This window comes from Streptomyces sp. MAI_2237, from assembly GCF_054189285.1.
In genome coordinates this window covers 1038463-1055302 of the sequence record NZ_JAJPGQ010000003.1, presented here as the reverse complement: position 1 = coordinate 1055302, position 16840 = coordinate 1038463, and the positions used below count along the sequence as shown (strand labels likewise).

17 protein-coding genes are annotated in these 16840 nt (G+C 73.8%); 3 read left to right on the top strand and 14 right to left on the bottom strand.

The genetic code is table 11. The features are described 5' to 3' along the window. Positions 1-4: 4 nt before the first annotated feature. From LN251_RS15190 to LN251_RS15125, 14 genes are all read right to left on the bottom strand, one after another. Positions 5-1219, bottom strand: a complete 1215-nt coding sequence (locus LN251_RS15190; RefSeq protein WP_458244894.1) for an acyltransferase family protein — start codon at positions 1217-1219, stop codon at positions 5-7. Next, positions 1212-2243: an alpha/beta hydrolase gene (locus LN251_RS15185; RefSeq protein ID WP_458244893.1), complete on the bottom strand. Its 1032-nt coding sequence runs from the start codon at positions 2241-2243 to the stop codon at positions 1212-1214. The genes LN251_RS15190 and LN251_RS15185 overlap by 8 nt, the downstream gene beginning before the upstream one ends. A 488-nt stretch (positions 2244-2731) precedes the next feature. Next, positions 2732-3631, bottom strand: coding sequence for an alpha/beta hydrolase (locus tag LN251_RS15180; protein ID WP_458244892.1), 900 nt, complete (start codon positions 3629-3631; stop codon positions 2732-2734). Positions 3632-3844: 213 nt separating this feature from the next. Continuing rightward, on the bottom strand, positions 3845-5068 hold the full coding sequence (gene kynU / locus LN251_RS15175) for a kynureninase (RefSeq protein WP_458244891.1): 1224 nt from the start codon (positions 5066-5068) through the stop codon (positions 3845-3847). Continuing rightward, a complete protein-coding gene (locus LN251_RS15170; RefSeq protein ID WP_383672343.1) occupies positions 5061-5900 on the bottom strand; it encodes a tryptophan 2,3-dioxygenase family protein in 840 nt (279 codons plus the stop codon). The genes kynU and LN251_RS15170 overlap by 8 nt, the downstream gene beginning before the upstream one ends. 149 nt (positions 5901-6049) lie before the next feature. Then, complete coding sequence (locus tag LN251_RS15165) at positions 6050-6463, bottom strand: DUF3151 domain-containing protein (protein ID WP_058924140.1); 414 nt, start codon at positions 6461-6463, stop codon at positions 6050-6052. 124 nt (positions 6464-6587) lie between these two features. Next, positions 6588-8054 carry an MFS transporter gene (locus LN251_RS15160; protein ID WP_458244890.1) on the bottom strand — a complete coding sequence of 489 codons (1467 nt, stop codon included), beginning with the start codon at positions 8052-8054 and terminating at the stop codon, positions 6588-6590. Between the two features lie 70 nt (positions 8055-8124). After that, on the bottom strand, positions 8125-9147 hold the full coding sequence (gene fbaA, locus LN251_RS15155; protein WP_362984292.1) for a class II fructose-bisphosphate aldolase: 1023 nt from the start codon (positions 9145-9147) through the stop codon (positions 8125-8127). A gap of 153 nt (positions 9148-9300) precedes the next feature. Beyond that, positions 9301-9873: an orotate phosphoribosyltransferase gene (gene pyrE, locus LN251_RS15150; RefSeq protein ID WP_362984290.1), complete on the bottom strand. Its 573-nt coding sequence runs from the start codon at positions 9871-9873 to the stop codon at positions 9301-9303. Between the two features lie 10 nt (positions 9874-9883). Further along, positions 9884-10672: an aldose epimerase family protein gene (locus LN251_RS15145; protein ID WP_458244889.1), complete on the bottom strand. Its 789-nt coding sequence runs from the start codon at positions 10670-10672 to the stop codon at positions 9884-9886. A 44-nt stretch (positions 10673-10716) separates the two neighbouring features. Beyond that, a complete protein-coding gene (locus tag LN251_RS15140) occupies positions 10717-11508 on the bottom strand; it encodes an SRPBCC domain-containing protein (RefSeq protein ID WP_458244888.1) in 792 nt (263 codons plus the stop codon). 197 nt (positions 11509-11705) lie between these two features. Next, positions 11706-13349: a polyamine aminopropyltransferase gene (locus LN251_RS15135; protein ID WP_458244887.1), complete on the bottom strand. Its 1644-nt coding sequence runs from the start codon at positions 13347-13349 to the stop codon at positions 11706-11708. 63 nt (positions 13350-13412) lie between these two features. Beyond that, positions 13413-13955 carry a DUF2617 family protein gene (locus LN251_RS15130; RefSeq protein WP_458244886.1) on the bottom strand — a complete coding sequence of 181 codons (543 nt, stop codon included), beginning with the start codon at positions 13953-13955 and terminating at the stop codon, positions 13413-13415. 361 nt (positions 13956-14316) lie between these two features. After that, the gene (locus tag LN251_RS15125; RefSeq protein WP_458244885.1) at positions 14317-14616 is read right to left on the bottom strand and encodes a hypothetical protein; all 300 of its coding nucleotides are present in this window, start codon (positions 14614-14616) and stop codon (positions 14317-14319) included. Positions 14617-14846: 230 nt separating this feature from the next. Between LN251_RS15125 and LN251_RS15120 the strand changes: the two genes are divergently transcribed. The 3 genes from LN251_RS15120 to LN251_RS15110 are packed head-to-tail and all read left to right on the top strand — an operon-like array spanning position 14847 to position 16793. Further along, a complete protein-coding gene (locus tag LN251_RS15120) occupies positions 14847-15338 on the top strand; it encodes a nitroreductase/quinone reductase family protein (RefSeq protein ID WP_458244884.1) in 492 nt (163 codons plus the stop codon). Positions 15339-15347: 9 nt separating this feature from the next. Next, positions 15348-15581 (top strand): cold-shock protein, encoded by a 234-nt coding sequence (locus LN251_RS15115; protein ID WP_458244883.1) that lies wholly within the window; start codon positions 15348-15350, stop codon positions 15579-15581. 24 nt (positions 15582-15605) lie between these two features. Further along, positions 15606-16793, top strand: a complete 1188-nt coding sequence (locus tag LN251_RS15110; RefSeq protein ID WP_458244882.1) for a pyridoxal phosphate-dependent aminotransferase — start codon at positions 15606-15608, stop codon at positions 16791-16793. Positions 16794-16840: the final 47 nt, after the last annotated feature.

Here is a 16840-nt window from a genome sequence, read left to right as displayed (position 1 = left end):
CACCCTAGACACGGCGCGGCCCCGCCGTCCCCGCCCGATCGGCCGGTCCGCGTCCGGTCCGCACCACCCGCGAGCGGCCGCCCTCGGCCGGACGGCCGTGTTCGTACGCACGGAACGCCGTCCAGCAGACCGTGAGGGCCAGGGCGAAGACCGGCAGCCAGGTCAGCCGGTAGGCCACCCAGACGACGTCGTCGGGGCGCGTGTGCAGGCCGGGCAGGCGGCCCGCGAGGAGGCCGGTGGCGGTGGTCGCCATCATGGCCGTCTGGTGCCACAGGAAGATCGTCATGGCGGAGAGGTTCACCACGGCCACCGCCGCCCACGCCAGAGGGCGGCGCATCGCACGGCGCAGCCGGTCGCGCAGGAGCAGGGCCAGTCCGCACTGGGCCAGGCCGAAGGTGACGGCGGCCAGCGTCGGCGGGTCGAGGTTGGAGACGGACGCGCCGGGCACGCCGACCATCGAGGCCGGGTAGCCCGCCCACAGCACCAGACCGGCCGTAGCCGCGGCCCCGCCGAGGAGCAGAACCCAGCCGGCGCGGGGGCGCTCCAGCTCACCGCGGGCCCAGGCCGCGCCCAGGGTGTAGGGCACCAGCCAGCCGGCCGCCAGGTTCAGCCAGCCCAGGCTGTGCGGGGCGCCGAGGCCGAAGCGGAGAAGGTCCACATGGAGGACGACGGCCAGCGGCCACAGGGGGTTGAGCCGGGCGACCAGCGGGGTCGCCGCCGTCAGCGCCGCGAAAACGAGGAGGAACCAGAGTGGGGAGAGGGCCAGTTTGGCGAGGGTGTGGACCGTGGCGTAGTCGGTGCCGGAGCAGAGCAGGGCGACGGTGACGACCGTCCACAGGGCCAGGACGGCGGCGACCGGTGTGAACAGGCGGGACAGCCTGCTCGCCAGCCAGGTGCGGTACGGCACGCCCCGAGCCCGGGCCGCGGTGTGGCCGCGGGTCGCCACATGGCCGCCGACCAGGAAGAACACGGCGAGCGTCTGGAAGACCCAGGAGATCGGGGCCAGCCGGGGCATGTGCTGCAGCGGGCTGGCGGTGTGCAGGTTGCCGCCGTCCGCCACGAGGGCGGTGACCAGCCAGTGGCCCAGGACCACGCCGAGGATCGCGAAGGCGCGCAGGGCGTCCAGGGCGCGGTCCCGGTCAGCGGGGGTGGCGGCGTCGACGCGGTGGGCGGCACGCCGTATGCCGTCCCAGGTGCTTCGCGGGGTCGGCTCACGCATGGGAGACCTCCCGCGTCTCGCCGAGGACGATCCGGGCGAGGTTGGCCAGGGAGGCCGAGCCCGGTCGGAAGTAGTCGCTGTGGCCGCCGCCGCCCGCCGCGAAGACGCGGGCGCCGAAGGCCGGGGAGACGGGATCGGTGCCGAAGCCGACGGTGGTGCCGAAGAAGTCGGTGCGCAGGTGCGGGACGTCGGCGATCCAGTCGTCGTCCCCGCGGGCCGCCCAGACGCGGGCGCGGGTGCGCAGGTCCGCGGCCGAGTCGACACCGGTGCCGGGGCTGCCGACGAGCACGATGTCGCTCACGCCGAGGCCGGAGAGCCGGGCCGCCGAACGGCCGCAGACGACCGTGCCGTAGGAGTGGCAGAGCAGGGAGACGTGCGCGTCCGGGCGGGCCAGGCCGTGCAGTTGGGCGAGGAGGTCGCGCAGGCGCGGGGCGGCCTCCTCGGCGCGGGCCGTGGTGAGGACGGTCGTGCTGACCGTGGCCGGGGTGGTGTAGCCGAGCCAGGCCACGACGGCCGTGCCGGTGCCGTGCGGGGCCTCGCGCAGGAGGCGTTGGCGCAGGGCGACGGCGGTGGCGCGGAAGCGGCCCCAGGTGTCGAGGGAGGTGTCGGAGCCCGGGACCAGCACGGCCACGCGGGAGGCGTGCGTGAGGTCGCCGAACACCTCCGTGGCCCGGCCCTCGCCTCTTCCGTCGAAGGCGAGGAGCCGGCGGGAGGGGGAGGCCATGGCGTGGTCGGCGGCGGCGCGGGTCGTGTCGCCGTGGGCGGCGGCCATGCGGGACGCCTCCGCGGCGTCGGCGCGGTTGGCCGCGTAGGCCGCGTCGAGGGTTTCGGGCGTGAGGGGCGCCAGGGAGGCGGGGGGCGGGGCGGGGATGTCCGGCCTCGTGGCACCGGTGAGCGGCAGGACCACGGCGGCGGCGACGAGGGCGGCCAGGACGGTACGGCGCCCGCGGCGCCTGCGGCGGCGTGGAGGCCCGGTGCGCCGGGCCTCACTTGCCGACCCCGAGGGTGCACCCCCGGACCGCATCTGCGCGGTCCCGGGCGCCACGAATACCCGCAGGCCACGCCCACGCAGGCGCTCTCGCAGCCCCCGCGAACCCGACCCCTCACGCCCCGGCGACTCCGCCGGCCCCGCACCGCGCGGACCCGACCGCCCAAGCCCCCGCGGCTCCGCACCGCGCGGACCCGGTCCCCGGCAATCCCCCGCCTCCGCCGCCCGCCCCGGGCTGGGCGGGCTTCCGCTTTCTGTGGTCGTCGGCTTCCCTGCCCCCGTCCTCGGCCCCACGGCTCCTCCCCCTCCTCGTCCGCCCGGTCATCGGGCTGGTGTGGAAGGGAAGTTACGGAGACGAGAACGTCGTCCGCGTCACGCTGGAGAGCCCATGCGCGGGGTAGCTCTCAGGTACTACGGGTATGAGAGGGGAACCCCGACACCGGGGTGAAAGACCTGATCAGGGCGTGTCACCCCTAAGCAGGGCGTGTCACTGCTCAGGGCGTGTCACCCCCGAGCAGGGCGTGTCACCAGGCCAGTTGGGCGATCTCCTCCGCCACCACCGCGCAGGCGTCCGCCGCGGGGTCGATGAGGGGGAAGTGGCCGACGTCCTCCAGGAGGGTGAGGCCGACCATCTCGCCGGACTTCGCCGCCGCGTCCGCGTAGGACTCGGCGACCGCCTGCGGGACGGTGAGGTCCGTGCGGCCCTGGACGAGGGCCGTCGCGATGCCGGTGGGCAGCAGCAGCGCCGGGTCGGCGTAGGGACGGCGCTCGGCGAACTTCTCGTCCCCGCCGAGGAGTTGCCGTACCGCTCCACCGCAGACCTCCAGTTTGTCGGAGACCTCGAAGTCGGCGATCGGGGCGAGCGCGACCACTCCGCGCAGCGGCGGGGGGCCGCCGGTGCGCCAGGGCGCGTCGGCCGGCAGGACATGACGGGCCGCCGCCCAGAGGGCGAGGTGACCGCCCGCCGAGTGCCCGGTGATCACCATGCGCCGGGGGTCGGCCTGCGGAAGCGCCTCGCGGGCGAGCGCGGGCAGCGCGTCCAGCGCCGCGGCCACGTCGTCGAACGTGTCCGGCCAGCGGCCCGCGACGGGACGCCCCGCACCGCCCTCGCCGCCCTGCCCCGGAAGCACCGCGCCCCGCCGGTACTCCACGCTGGCCACGGCGAACCCGCGCCGCGCCAGGAAGTCCGCGAACGGCGAGATGTGCTTGCGGTCGTACGGCGGCCGCCAGGCACCCCCGTGCAGGACGACGACCAGCGGGACGGGCCCGGCGCCGGGGACCGTCTCGCCGCGCGGGGCGTAGAAGTCGATCACCTGGTCGGGGTGGTCGCCGTAGGCGGCGGTGGAGTCGGGGTCGACCGCCGGGTGCGAGAAGGCCGACTGCTCCTCGGCGGCGGCCCGGGCTGCTGCGGCGTCGTCCGGCATGCTCCAACCTCTCAGCGGTGTACCTGTGTTGACGGACCGGGCGGGAAAGCGTCCCCCAGGGGACCGCGGCCGTTGGCGGGGACGGTATCAGGCCGGTGACGTGCGCGGACACGCGGATGTCACGCTGGGTGAGGGGAAAACGGTTCAGCACAGGCACGGGGGCCGGACGGCGTCACGCACCACCCGGCCCACATCCCCCGAAAGCGCCGCAAGCTAACCCGCGACCGTCTCCCCCAGCACCCGGGCCGCCCGCTCGACGTCCGCGAAACCGACGTACAACGGCGTGAAGCCGAAGCGCAGGACGTCGGGGTGCCGGAAGTCGCCGACCACTCCCCGCTCGATCAGCCGCTTCATCACGTCACCCGCGATGGGGGCACCTCCCGCTCGAGCGAAGTCGAGAGTGGGGGAGCAGCGCAGCGCGACCTGGCTGCCGCGTTCCGCGTGGGCGGCCGGCGTCACGGACTCCACCCGGCCGGCCGGGGTGTAGGCCGCCACGCACTCCAGGAAGAAGTCCGTCAGGGCCAGGGACTTCGCCCGCACCGCCTCGACCGACACCCCGTCCCAGACGTCCAGCGCCGCCTCCAGGGCCAGCATGGACAGGATGTCCGGCGTGCCGACCCGGCCGCGCACCGCCCCGGACGCCGGCTCGTAGCCGGGCCGCATCCCGAAGGGCTCCGCGTGGGAGTTCCAGCCGGGCAGCGGGGAGTCGAAACGGTCCTGCAGGTCACGGCGGACGTACAGGTACGCCGGTGAACCCGGGCCGCCGTTGAGGTACTTGTAGGTGCAGCCGACGGCCAGGTCGACCCCGTGCTCGTCCAGGCCGACCGGCAGCGCGCCCGCGCTGTGGCACAGGTCCCAGACCGCGATCGCGCCCGCCGCGTGGACCGCGGCGGTGAGCGCGGGCAGGTCGTGGAGCCGCCCGGTGCGGTAGTCGACGTGGTTGAGCAGCACGGCGGCGGTCCGGCCGGACAGCGCAGGGCCCACCTCGGCCGGTGCCACCGGGCGCAGCGTGCACCCCGTCATCCGGGCCGCGGACTCGGCGATGTAGCCGTCCGTGGGGAAGGTGGTGGCGTCGACGAGGATCTCGTCGCGTCCCTCCCCCGCCATCCGCACGGCGGCGACCAGCGCCTTGAAGACGTTGACGCTCGTGGAGTCGCCCACCACGATCTGCCCGGCCGCCGCCCCGACCAGCGGGGCTATCCGGTCGCCGATCCGTTCCGGCGCCGTCCACCAGCCGCTCTCGTCCCAGGACCGGATGCGCAGCTCGCCCCACTGCCGCCGTACGACGTCCTCGACGCGGCCGGGGACGTGCGCCGGCAGGGCGCCGAGGGAGTTGCCGTCCAGGTAGACCACGTCGTCCAGCACGAACCGCTCGCGCAGCCCGGCCAGCTCGTCGGCGGCGTCCAACTCGCTTGCTCGGGAGGCCAGTTCAGACATGGGAGCGCGCCGTCCACAGCTCGGGGAACACGTTCTTGCGGGCGCGCTTCTCCAGCCAGGCCACGCCGGCGGAGCCGCCCGTGCCGGGCTTGGCGCCCATGGCCCTGCGGGTGGCGACGAGGTGGTCGTTGCGCCAGCGCCACACCAGTTCGGCGACATCGGTCAACGCCTCGCCGAGCCGGGCGAGTTCAGTGGTCTCGTCGCCCGCGTAGACGGCGGTCCAGGCGGCCTCGACGGCGTCGTTCGCCTCGTAGCGCAGGGAGACGTCGCGTCGCAGGACGGATGCCGGGATCGCGCAGCCGCGCCGCGCCATCAGCCGCAGCACCTCGTCGTAGAGGCTGGGCTCGGCGAGCGCCTTCTCCAGTTCGGCGTGGACGCGCGGCGCGCCGCGGTGCGGGACCAGCATGGACGCGGACTTGTCGCCGAGCAGGAACTCCATGCGCCGGTACATCGCCGACTGGAAGCCGGAGCCGTCGCCGAGGGCGGAGCGGTAGGAGTTGAACTGGGCCGGGGTCAGCTGCCCCAGTGGCTTCCAGGAGGCGTTCAGCGCCTCCAGTTCCCGCACCGAACGCTTCAGCGCGGCGATCGCGGTCGGCACGTCGTCGGAGCGCAGGGCGTCGGCGGCCGTCTCCCACTCGTGGACGATGCAGGTGAACCACAGCTCCATGACCTGGGTCGTGACCAAGAAGACCATCTCTCCGGGATCGTCGGAGAGGGTGTGCTGGAGATGGGTGAGCACGTCCGCCTTGACGTAGTCCTCGTACGGAGTCGTGCCGGCGAAGTCGAGATGCGGGGTCTCGGGCTCCTGGGCCTCGTGAGCCTCGTGGGACATCGCTGTCTCCTGTGATGTTCTCCGGGTAGCGGTCCGCCCCTGCCGTTACCGACACGGGGGCCCCGGTCCCCACCCGCATTCTTTGCAATGACCCCCCGCATCGCAAGGCCCGCCTCGTCACACCGGACGGGCGGGCCCGGAGGCGACGGTCAGCCCAGGGTCTGGGCGGCGGTCGGCGAGGAGTCCTTCAGGAACTGCGTGCAGCGCTCGTGCTCCTCCTGCTCGCCGATGGCTCCGGCGGCGCGGGCGAGGGCGTGCAGGGCCCGCAGGAAGCCGCGGTTCGGCTCGTGCTCCCACGGCACCGGGCCGTGGCCCTTCCAGCCGCTGCGGCGCAGGGCGTCCAGGCCCCGGTGGTAGCCCGTACGGGCGTAGGCGTACGACTCCACGACGCTGCCCCGCTCGAACGCCTCGTCGGCCAGCTGGGCCCAGGCCAGCGAGGAGGTGGGGTACTTGGCGGCGACGTCCGCGGGCGGGGTGCCGCCCGCCAGGAGCTCGCGGGGCTCGGGGTCGTCGGGCAGGTGGGTCGGGGGCGGGCCCCCGAGAAGGTTCTCGTGAATCGACATGTGCACCAGTGTCGCCCGTGCCGGAGGCGACCGCCCCCAGACCCCCGCCTCGACCACGAACGGGCGCCGCCCCGGGCCACCGGGACACCACCGGAAAGCATCCCGTTCGCCCATCGCCCCCGCGCTAGCCGATCCGCTTCGCCGCCGTCTGTCCCTCCAGCGGGGGTGCCGTGATCGCGCCGTGGTGGCGGCATTCCGGGCGACGGCAGTCCGGCGGCAGGGACCGTACCGTCGCGAAGGCGATCACCGCTCCGAGGACCAGGACGCCCGCGCACAGCGGCATCGCCCGGTGGAAGGCGTCGTCGAAGGCGGCCGGGGAGAGGTACGCGTCCGGGCCCATTCCGGCGAGCAGCGGCAGCGCGGCCACCGCGATCAGGCCGGCCGCGCGGGCCGCCGCGTTGTTGACACCGCTGGCCAGGCCCGCCCGCGCGGTGTCGACGGAGGCGAGGACGGTCGCGGTCAGCGGGGCGACCAGGGTGACCATGCCGGTGCCCAGGACGAGGAGCGCGGGCAGGACGTCGGCGGCGTAGGAGGCGCCGGGGCTGACCCGCAGCATCAGCAGCATGCCCGCCGCGCACAGCAGCGGCCCCACGGTCAGCGGGATGCGCGGTCCGATGCGGTCGGCGAGGGCGCCGGAGCGGGCCGAGAACAGCAGCATCATGGCCGTCGTCGGCAGCAGCGCCGTACCCGCGGCGAGCGCGGACCAGCCGAGGGCGACCTGCAGCTGGAGGGCGGAGAGGAAGAAGAACCCGCCGAAGGCCGCGTAGACGCACAGGGTGACCAGGTTGACGGCGGTGAACTGGCGGGAGGCGAAGATGTCCAGCGGCATCATCGGGTCGGGGCTGTACTTCTCGACGTACACGAAGGCGACGCCCGCCGCGAGGCCGGCCACCGCCGTGAGGGCGACCACCGCGGAGCCCTGACGGGCCTCGATCAGGGCGTACGTCAGCAGCCCGAGCGACAGTGCGCCGAGGGCCGCGCCGAGCACGTCGAAGCGCCCGTGGGAGCGGCCGTCCCTCGACTCCGGGACGTGCCGCAGGGCGATCGGCGCGCACAGCAGGGCGAGCGGGACGTTGAGCAGGAACACCCAGCGCCAGCCGGGGCCGTCCACGAGCCAGCCGCCCAGGAACGGGCCGACCGCCGCGCCGATCCCGCCGAAGCCGGACCACAGGCCCACCGCCCGTCCCCGGTCGTCGGGGTGGAAGGACGCCTGGATCAGGGCGAGCGAGCCGGGCGTCAGCAACGCGCCGCCCACGCCCTGCAGGGCCCGCGCCGCGACGAGCACGCCGGCCGTCGGGGCGAGCCCGCACAGCAGGGACGCGGCGGCGAACCACACCACGCCCACGACGAAGACCTTGCGGCGGCCGTAGTGATCGCCGAGCGAACCGCCGAGCAGGATCAGCCCGGCCAGCGTCAGCATGTACGCGTTGACGGTCCACTGCAGGGCGGCGAGGTTCGCGTCGAGGTCCCGGCCGATGCGCGGCAGGGCGACGTTGACGACGGTCGAGTCCAGCATGGCCATGCTGGAGCCGAGGACGGTGGTGAGCAGGATCCACTTGCCCTGCGATGAGGCCAGCCGGACGTCGGGCATGGCCTCAGGTATACAGCGGGCCCGGCGCCGTAGCACCGGGCCCGCTGGAAAACGCGCGGCGAAGGACCGCTTACTTGATCTTGTTGCCCGCCGAGCGGAGGTTCTGCGTGGCCTCGACGACACGGGCCGCCATGGACGCCTCGGCCAGCTTGCCCCAGGTGCGCGGGTCGTAGGTCTTCTTGGAGCCGACCTCGCCGTCGACCTTCAGGACGCCGTCGTAGTTGCGGAACATGTGGTCGGCGACCGGACGCGTGAAGGCGTACTGGGTGTCGGTGTCGAGGTTCATCTTCACCACGCCGTTGTCCAGCGCGGTGGCGATCTCCTGCTCGGTGGAGCCGGAACCGCCGTGGAAGACGAAGTCGAACGGCGACTGCTTGCCGAACTTGGCGGCGACGCCGTCGCTCAGCTCCTTCAGCAGCTCGGGACGCAGCACGACGTTGCCCGGCTTGTACACGCCGTGGACGTTGCCGAAGGACGCGGCCAGCAGGTAGCGGCCCTTCTCGCCCAGACCCAGGGCCTCGGCGGTGCGGATCGCGTCGTCGACCGTGGTGTACAGGGAGTCGTTGATCTCGTGCGAGACGCCGTCCTCCTCGCCACCGGTCGGGGTGATCTCGACCTCGAGGATGATCTTCGCGGCGGCGGCGCGGGCCAGCAGCTCCTGCGCGATGGAGAGGTTGTCGGCGAGGGTCTCCGCCGAGCCGTCCCACATGTGCGACTGGAAGAGCGGGTTGCGGCCCGCCTTCACGCGCTCCTCGGAGACCGCCAGCAGCGGACGGACGTACCCGTCGAGCTTGTCCTTCGGGCAGTGGTCCGTGTGCAGCGCGACGTTGACCGGGTACTTCTCGGCGACGATGTGCGCGAACTCGGCCAGCGCGACCGAGCCCGTCACCATCTCCTTGCTGTACTGACCGCCCAGGAACTCGGCACCACCGGTCGAGATCTGGACGATGCCGTCGCTCTCCGCCTCCGCGAAACCGCGCAGGGCCGCGTGCAGGGTCTGGGTCGAGGTCACGTTGATGGCCGGGTAGGCGAACTTGCCTGCTTTCGCCCGGTCCAGCATCTCGTTGTAGACCTCGGGAGTTGCGATGGGCATCTGTCCGCTCCTTGTATGTGCGGGTTGGCGTTCTGCGTGCTTCGGCCCTGACCTGGAACCTGGGAGTGACGTCGTCGTCGGGCACATCTTCGCAGACATGGCAGGGTGCTTTGCCCGCCGTGTCCAAGTTGTGGATAACCCCCTGTGGACAACTCAGTCCAGACCCAGTTCGTCCTTCGAGAAAGCGAAGAGATAGGGCACTCCGGCGCCCTCCTGGATCTTCTCGGCGGCGCCGGTCGCGCGGTCCACGATGGTCGCCACGGCGACGACCTCGGCGCCCGCCTCGCGCACCGCCTCGACGGCCGTCAGCGGCGAGCCGCCGGTGGTGGAGGTGTCCTCGACGACGAGGACGCGCCGCCCCGCGATCTCCGGGCCCTCCACCCGCCGCTGCAGGCCGTGCGCCTTGGCGGCCTTGCGCACGACGAAGGCGTCGAGCCGCTGCCCGCGGGCCGCGGCGGCATGCAGCATGGCGGCCGCGACGGGGTCGGCGCCCATGGTCAGGCCGCCCACCGCGTCGAAGTCGAGGTCCGCGGTCAGGTCCAGCAGCACCTGCCCGACCAGCGGAGCGGCCTCCCCGTCGAGGGTGATGCGGCGCAGGTCGATGTAGTAGTCGGCCTCCAGACCCGAGGAGAGGGTCACCTTGCCGTGCACCACGGCCTTGTCCTTGATCTGCTGCAGCAGCGCGCCACGTGTGCCTGGCGGCATTACTTCGTCGACGTCCGTCATGGCAGTCAGCTTAAAGGCGGCGCCAGGTCCAGGTGGTCGTCGCCTCCAGCGGCTCCAGCGGCGTGACCTGGCGGGGCAGGGTGTTGAGACCGTCGGGCGGCCCGGTCTGCGGCTCCACGCAGACGGCGGCCTCCTGCTCGTCGTACACCACGACCCACTCCTCCCGGCTGGCCACCTTCAGCTCCAGCTGTCCGGGCCAGGTGAGGGTGACGTCGACGCCGCCGGGCATGCCGAAGCAGTCGTCCCAGGGACCGGGCCTCGGTTCGATCCGGCCGCCGGTCGGCAGGTGGTCGTCGCCGCGCTCCTCCTGCCAGGCGGGCGCGAAGTCCAGCCGCACGTCCTCGCCGCCCAGGTTCCGGTTGAACCACGGGTGCCAGCCGATCTGGGCCGGGAAGGAGGAGTCGTACGTCTCCACCCCCATCGTCAGCGTCAGCGCGTCCGGCGTGAGGGCGACCTGCTGGGTGACGCGGCCGGAGTAGGGCCAGGGGTCGACGAGGTCGTACGTGAGGACGGCCTCGTCCGCGCCCACCCGCGCCACGGTCCAGGCGCCGTCGCGTGCGGTGCCGTGGATGGCGTGCGGCGGGGAGTTGAGCGGCATCTGATGGACGGTCGCCCCGTCCCGGAACCGCCCGTCTCTGATCCGCCCGCACCAGGGGACCATCGGGAAGCAGCCGAACCGCTCCCCCTGCCTGAGCAGTTGTGTGCCCCCGACGCGCAGCCCACCGACCCGGCCGCCGTTGCCGGGCTGCACGGTCACCTCCGCGTCGCCCGCGGTCAGCGTGATGTCTTCGTTACTCACGGGACGACCCTACTGGGGCGATCAAGACCGCCGTACGCGCCTCCTCAGTGGCGCTTGCGCAGGGCCCTGCCGACCACGATCGCCGAGGCCAGGGCGAGCGCCGCGGCGGGGGCCGCCCAGCGCAGCGGGGAGCCCGCGGCGACCGTCTGCGGCACGGGGACGGGGGCGTACCGGCCGCGCGGCGGGGCGTGGTCGACCTCCTCCGCGCTGCGGCCGATCATCGTGCGGCGGGCGTGGGCGGCCTCGGCCGGCGGTCCGGTGGCGTCCGCCGGCTCGGGGGCGGCCTCCCGGCCGCGGGCGCTCCCCGGCATGGGCGCGGCGGCGTCGTCGGCGTCCGGGGTCGTGTCGAAGTCGCTGGTCGCCTTGGCCTCGAAGTCCTGCGTGACCAGGGGCTCCGGCTCCTGCGGCCCCTCCTCCGCGACCGCGGCCAGCTGCTCCGCGAAACGGTTCAGCAGGCGGTGTACGGCGGAGGTGACCGCGTCGGCGGGCAGTTCGGTGAGCCGGCCGTCCGCGGAGGCCGTGCCGCCGAAGGCCAGCCGGGAGCCGCCCTCCGCCTCCTCGAGGCGCAGGGTGAGCGCGAGCTTGACCGAGCCGGTGCCGCGGGCCTCGACGGCGTCGCCCTCGGCGGCGTACGAACCGTCGTCCAGCCGGGTGATCCGCACGCTGCCCCGGTAGGTGACGGAGTGGCTGCCCACGCGCAGTTTCAGCCGCCCGGAGACGGGCTCGGCACCGGCGTCCTGCTGGAGGCCGGGGACGGCCCGGGCGACCCTGGCGGGGTCGGCGAGGGTTTCCTCGAGCCGCTGGACCGCAACCGGAACGAACACCTCATGCTCCATGACGACGGAGCCTACCCAGGACGTCGGCGCATGCACCCTTGTTGGTCGAAAGTGACCGCGCGTCGCGAGGGCCGCCGGGTCCGCCGCCGGACGGGCCGGGACGGGTCGCTCCCCATGCACCACCAGCCCCGACTCAGGCGGTCCGCGGACTCCGCATCGGCCGCGTCCCTGGTGACCGGTTCGAGCCCGTCCGGGCGTCAGTTCGCGTACCGCGGGTGCACCAGCGTCGACGGCGGCAGGCCGGTGAGGCGGGTGCGGGCCGCCGCGCGGGCGTCCGCCGCGAGGGAGGCGCGGGTCAGGGTGCGCGGGGGCGGCGCGTGCGCGTCGAGGCCGAGGGGCGGGCCGGCGCGGACGGCGGCCAGCACGAAGCCCCAGTCGGGAGGCGCGCGCAGGGCGCCCGCGATGCGCTCGGGGCCCGCGGCGGGACCGGCGTCGCGGTCGCCGACGCGGTAGGGGACGGTGTGCAGGCCGACGGCGCGCAGGGTGGCGACGACCGTCCAGAACCCGTGCGGCCGGACGGAGAGCGGACCGGCGTGCACCGCCAGCCGCCCGCCGGGGGCGAGCACCCGGCGGGCCAGGCCGTAGAACTCCTCGGAGTAGAGCTTGGTGCTCGCCGTGATGCCCGGGTCGGGCAGGTCGCAGACGACGACGTCGTACGCCCCGCCGCGTGCCGTGCGCAGCCAGTGGAAGGCGTCGGCGGTGACCACGCGCACGCGTGGGTCGTCGTAGGCGTGGCGGTTGAGCGCGGACAGGGCCGGGTCGTGACGGGCCAGCCGGACGACTCCCGGGTCGGCTTCGACGACGTCCACGCGCCGCACGCCCCGGTGGCGCAGCACCTCGCGGGCGGCCAGTCCGTCGCCGCCACCGAGGATGAGGACGCGCGCGTGCGGGCCGTTCATCGCGGGCCGGACCAGGGCCTCGTGGTAGCGGCGTTCGTCGTGGCCGCTGACCCGCAGGCGGCCGTCGAGGAACAGGTGGAGGGGGCGGCCGTGGGTGCCGCCGGTGAGGACGACCTCCTGGACGCCGCTGCGCAGCGCCACCCGTACGTCGGCGCCGTAGACCGCGTGCCGCGCGGCCCGCTCGAAGTCGTCGACCAGGGCGGCCGCGGAGGCGAGGACGCCGAGGACGGTGAGGTTGGCGATCAGCAGCGTCCAGCGGGCGCGGCGGCTGAGGTCGCGGCGGAACAGGCCGAGGACGAGGGCGCCGCCCGCGAGCGCGTTGACGGTGCCGGTGATCAGGGTGCCGGTCAACTGGCCCAGCTGCGGCAGCAGAAGGAACGGGAAGGCGAGGCCGCCGACGAGCGCGCCGACGTAGTCCGCGGCGAACAGGTCCGCCACCGCGCCGCCCGCGTCCTGGCGCCGGATGCGCTGGATCAGCTCCATCAGCAGCGGCACCTCGGCGCCGATGAGCAGGCCTATGGTCAGCGAGAAGGCGACCAGCAGCCAGCGCGGGCCGTCCGCCCACAGGCCGCCCCAGTCGCCGGTCCAGGCGAAGACGGCGTACATCGCCATCGCGCTGCAGCCGCCGACCAGGGCGAGGGTCGCCTCGATGGCGCCGAAGCCGGCCGCGGCGCGCCAGCGCAGCCGCTTCGCGGCCAGCGAGCCGATGCCCATGGCGAACACCATCACGGACAGCACGACCGAGGCCTGGGTGACCGAGTCGCCGATCAAGTACGAGGCCAGGGCGACGAGTTCGAGCTCGTACACCAGTCCGCAGGCCGCGCAGACGAAGACGCACGCGAGGACGAGGAACCGGCCGGTGGCCGCACGCACGGGAAGCCGCGCGGGGACCGCCCACGGGGGTGGGGGGCTCGGCGGGGCTGGAGCGTGCGGCTCGATCACAACTGCGACGTTACGTCACGGAGACATCACGGTTCGTCACCCACACGTGTGGATCTGACGCCCTCAAACGCCCGACATGCTGACGTCCGCGGCCGGCACCGGCACGCGGACGCCCACGCGCGTGCGTGTCGCCACCAGTTGCCCGTCCTGCGGGTAGGCGTGCCAGGTCCGCCACAGCACCTGTCCCTCGTGCCACTGCGCGAGCAGCGCCGTGAAGGCGTGCGGGCTGCCGGGGAAGACGCCCGCGAGGCCGTGGGGATGGTCGGAGACCAGGTCCAGCAACTCCTGGGCGCGGCCCGCGAAGGAGCCCGGCGAGAGGACCTCCACCCGCGCCGCGAACTCGTACTCCCAGTCGTCGACGCGCTTGGCCACGCCGAGCGGCAGCGGGGTGCTGCTGCCGGGGATGCACGCCACCGTCTCCGAGCAGATGCCCCGCTCCTCCTCCAGGATGACCTGGTGGGACGCGCCCAGGAGTCTCAACTGCAATCTGGTTCCGGTCAGTTCGAGGTCGAGCGTCGCCAGTGCGGGAAGCGGCTCACGCCCCAGGGCCCAGGCGAGGTCGGCCGCGCGCGTGTCGGTGTACGAGGTGTTCAGGGTCGTGAGCATGGATCGGCTCCGCAAGCACGCAAAGAAAGGGTGGAGTGGGGTCCGGTACACCCGGGCGACTGTGGGGGGATCGGCCCGGTCAGCCCAGTCGGAAGGTCAGGAGGTGTCCGCAGGACGTCCGAGGGGCCGTGTTGGTGATTTAGAGGGAATCATGAACAGTGGCGCCGCCACAGCGTTTTTACCCAACTTCGTGGCGTTTCCATCCCTCAGAGGGCTCCACAGCTCAACTGTTCAACCAGGGCGTACGCCAGGGCGGCCAGGGCGCGCGGCGGAGCATGCGGGCGCCCGCCGGGTGCGTGCCCCGGCGGGCGCTCCTTCGCGCGGGCGCGGATCCCCCTTCACGGAGGACCGCCGCCTGCCGTCAGTTGCCTCCCCCGCATCCGCCGCCTCCGCAGGACGAGCCGCCGCCGCAGGACGACCCACCGCCGCACGACGAATGGCCGCCCCCGCAGGAGTGGTGATGTCCACCGGAGTGGTGGCCACCCGAGGACGAGTCGTACGACGCAGCGCCGCCGCCCGCGTCACCCGCCCACCAACTGCTGCGGCTGCCGCGGCCGTACGACCGCTTGGCGTACGCGTTCCTCGGGCTCCTGCGCGCCGCCTTCACGACGACCCCCACGAACAGGAGCAGGATCGCCACCACGATGAGGCCGGTCAGCATGGCGTCACCGTCCTTCCGAGTCCCCCGAAGCGGCCCCCCGTGGGCGCCTCGCTTGCTGTGCCGGGGGGATGCCCGGGGGCGTCGGCGGCCAAAGCAGAGTTGAGGAAGTTCAGAGGGTTGTCCACGGCTGTCGTCCGGCGCGGACGGCGGGCCGTTCGGCTCTACCGGCCGTCGCCGGCCGCGGTTAGCGTCGGGGGTGACCGGAGCCGGCCGGGCCCGAGGAGGTCGCCATGTCGGTCGAGCGGCGGGCGAGGACGCCCTGGCTGCCACCACGCTGGTTCATCCGTCTGGCCTGGTCCACGCACCGAGGTCTGTACCGGGTCTTAGGAGGCCGGTTCGCGCTGTGGCGGCCGCGCGCCGACGGCTGGGGCGCGCTGCGGCTGACCACCACCGGCCGCCGCACGGGCCGGCGGCGCGGTGTCATCATCGGTTATTTCGAGGACGGTCCCGATCTCGTCTCGCTCGCGATGAACGGGTGGGGCGCGGGCGAGCCCGCCTGGTGGCTCAACCTGCGGGCGCACCCGGACGCGAGCGTCGATCTGGTGGACGGGCGGCGGCTCGTGCGCGCCCACGCCGCGGCAGGCGACGAACTGTCGCGGCTGTGGGCCCGGTGGCGCGAGATCGACAAGAACCTGGACGCCTACGCGGCACGCCGGCCGCACGAGACCGCGGTGGTGGTCCTGGCACCCCGTGCACCCCGTGCCGGCACGGAAGAACCGTAGGGTTCCCCCATGGTGACGGCGACTGTGCGCGAATGGCGCGACGAGGAAGGGTGGGGCGTCCTCGACTCCCCCGAGACACCGGGCGGTTGCTGGGGCCACTACTCCGACATCCAGATGGAAGGGTTCCGCACGCTGTCGCCCGGGCAGCCGGTGGAGCTGCGGTGGGAGGCCCCCGGCTTCCAGCAGGACGGCTACGACTACCGGGCCGTGAACATCGTGCCGCTCGCGCCCGCGCACGGTTGAGGAACCCCGCGGCTTCGGCGCAGGATGGCCCGCATGACCTCCAGCACCCGCCCCTTCCTCAATCGCCGGCTCGCCGAGTTCGGGACGACGATCTTCGCGGAGATGTCGGCCCTCGCCCTGCGGACCGGCTCGATCAACCTGGGTCAGGGTTTTCCGGACACGGACGGCCCCGAGGAGGTCCGGGAGGCCGCCGTGCGGGCCCTGCGCGACGGCCGCGGCAACCAGTACCCGCCGGGCCCCGGCGTGCCCGAGCTGCGGACCGCGATCACCGCGCACCAGCAGCGGTGGTACGGGCTGTCGTACGACCCCGACGCGGAGGTCCTGGTCACGGCCGGCGCCACGGAGGCCGTCGCCGCGTCCCTGCTGGCGCTGCTGGAGCCCGGCGACGAGGTGATCGCCCTGGAGCCGTACTACGACTCCTACGCGGCCTGCATCGCGATGGCGGGCGGCACCCGCGTGCCGGTCACCCTCCGGCCGCACGAGGGCAGCTTCCGCCTCGACCTCGACGAACTGCGCGCGGCCGTCACCGACCGCACCCGGCTGCTGCTCCTCAACACCCCGCACAATCCGACCGGCACGGTCCTCACCCGCGCCGAGCTCGCGGCGGTCGCCGAGCTGGCGGTGGAGCGGGACCTGCTCGTCGTCACGGACGAGGTCTACGAGCACCTGGTCTTCGACGACGCCGAGCACCTGCCCCTGGCCGGCTTCCCGGGCATGCGCGACCGCACGGTCACCATCGGTTCGGCCGGCAAGACCTTCTCCTTCACCGGCTGGAAGGTCGGCTGGGTGACGGCCTCGCCGCCGCTGGTCGCGGCGGTGCGCTCGGCCAAGCAGTTCCTGACCTACGTCTCCTCCGGCCCGTTCCAGTACGCGGTCGCCGAGGCCCTGGCCCTTCCGGACGCGTACTTCACCGCCTTCCGCGAGGACATGCTGGCCAAGCGCGACCTGCTGGCGGCGGGCCTGAAGGACGCCGGCTTCGACGTCTTCCGCACGGCCGGCACGTACTTCCTCACCACCGACATCCGCCCCCTCGGCGAGAGCGACGGCTTCGCCTTCTGCCGGGCCCTGCCGGAGCGCGCCGGAGTCGTCGCCATCCCGAACGCGGTCTTCTACGACCACCGGGAGGCGGGGGCGCCGTTCGTGCGGTTCGCGTTCTGCAAGCGGACCGAGGTGCTGGCGGAGGCGGTGCAGCGGCTGAAGACGCTCGCCTGAGGGGCGTCACGCCGACACGCCGGGCCCGGCGCATCCGTACCCGCCCG

Bases quoted from the DNA above. Each gene is read 5' to 3' on its own strand.
- LN251_RS15170 (WP_383672343.1), bottom strand. From the start codon at position 5,900: ATGTCCCACGAGGCTCACGAGGCCCAGGAGCCCGAGACCCCGCATCTC.
- LN251_RS15185 (WP_458244893.1), bottom strand. From the start codon at position 2,243: ATGCGGTCCGGGGGTGCACCCTCGGGGTCGGCAAGTGAGGCCCGGCGC.
- LN251_RS15165 (WP_058924140.1), bottom strand. From the start codon at position 6,463: ATGTCGATTCACGAGAACCTTCTCGGGGGCCCGCCCCCGACCCACCTG.
- LN251_RS15190 (WP_458244894.1), bottom strand. From the start codon at position 1,219: ATGCGTGAGCCGACCCCGCGAAGCACCTGGGACGGCATACGGCGTGCC.
- fbaA (WP_362984292.1), bottom strand. From the start codon at position 9,147: ATGCCCATCGCAACTCCCGAGGTCTACAACGAGATGCTGGACCGGGCG.
- LN251_RS15140 (WP_458244888.1), bottom strand. From the start codon at position 11,508: ATGGAGCATGAGGTGTTCGTTCCGGTTGCGGTCCAGCGGCTCGAGGAA.
- LN251_RS15110 (WP_458244882.1), top strand. From the start codon at position 15,606: ATGGCCCGCATGACCTCCAGCACCCGCCCCTTCCTCAATCGCCGGCTC.
- kynU (WP_458244891.1), bottom strand. From the start codon at position 5,068: ATGTCTGAACTGGCCTCCCGAGCAAGCGAGTTGGACGCCGCCGACGAG.
- LN251_RS15160 (WP_458244890.1), bottom strand. From the start codon at position 8,054: ATGCCCGACGTCCGGCTGGCCTCATCGCAGGGCAAGTGGATCCTGCTC.
- LN251_RS15115 (WP_458244883.1), top strand. From the start codon at position 15,348: ATGGTGACGGCGACTGTGCGCGAATGGCGCGACGAGGAAGGGTGGGGC.
- pyrE (WP_362984290.1), bottom strand. From the start codon at position 9,873: ATGACGGACGTCGACGAAGTAATGCCGCCAGGCACACGTGGCGCGCTG.
- LN251_RS15120 (WP_458244884.1), top strand. From the start codon at position 14,847: ATGTCGGTCGAGCGGCGGGCGAGGACGCCCTGGCTGCCACCACGCTGG.
- LN251_RS15125 (WP_458244885.1), bottom strand. From the start codon at position 14,616: ATGCTGACCGGCCTCATCGTGGTGGCGATCCTGCTCCTGTTCGTGGGG.
- LN251_RS15130 (WP_458244886.1), bottom strand. From the start codon at position 13,955: ATGCTCACGACCCTGAACACCTCGTACACCGACACGCGCGCGGCCGAC.
- LN251_RS15180 (WP_458244892.1), bottom strand. From the start codon at position 3,631: ATGCCGGACGACGCCGCAGCAGCCCGGGCCGCCGCCGAGGAGCAGTCG.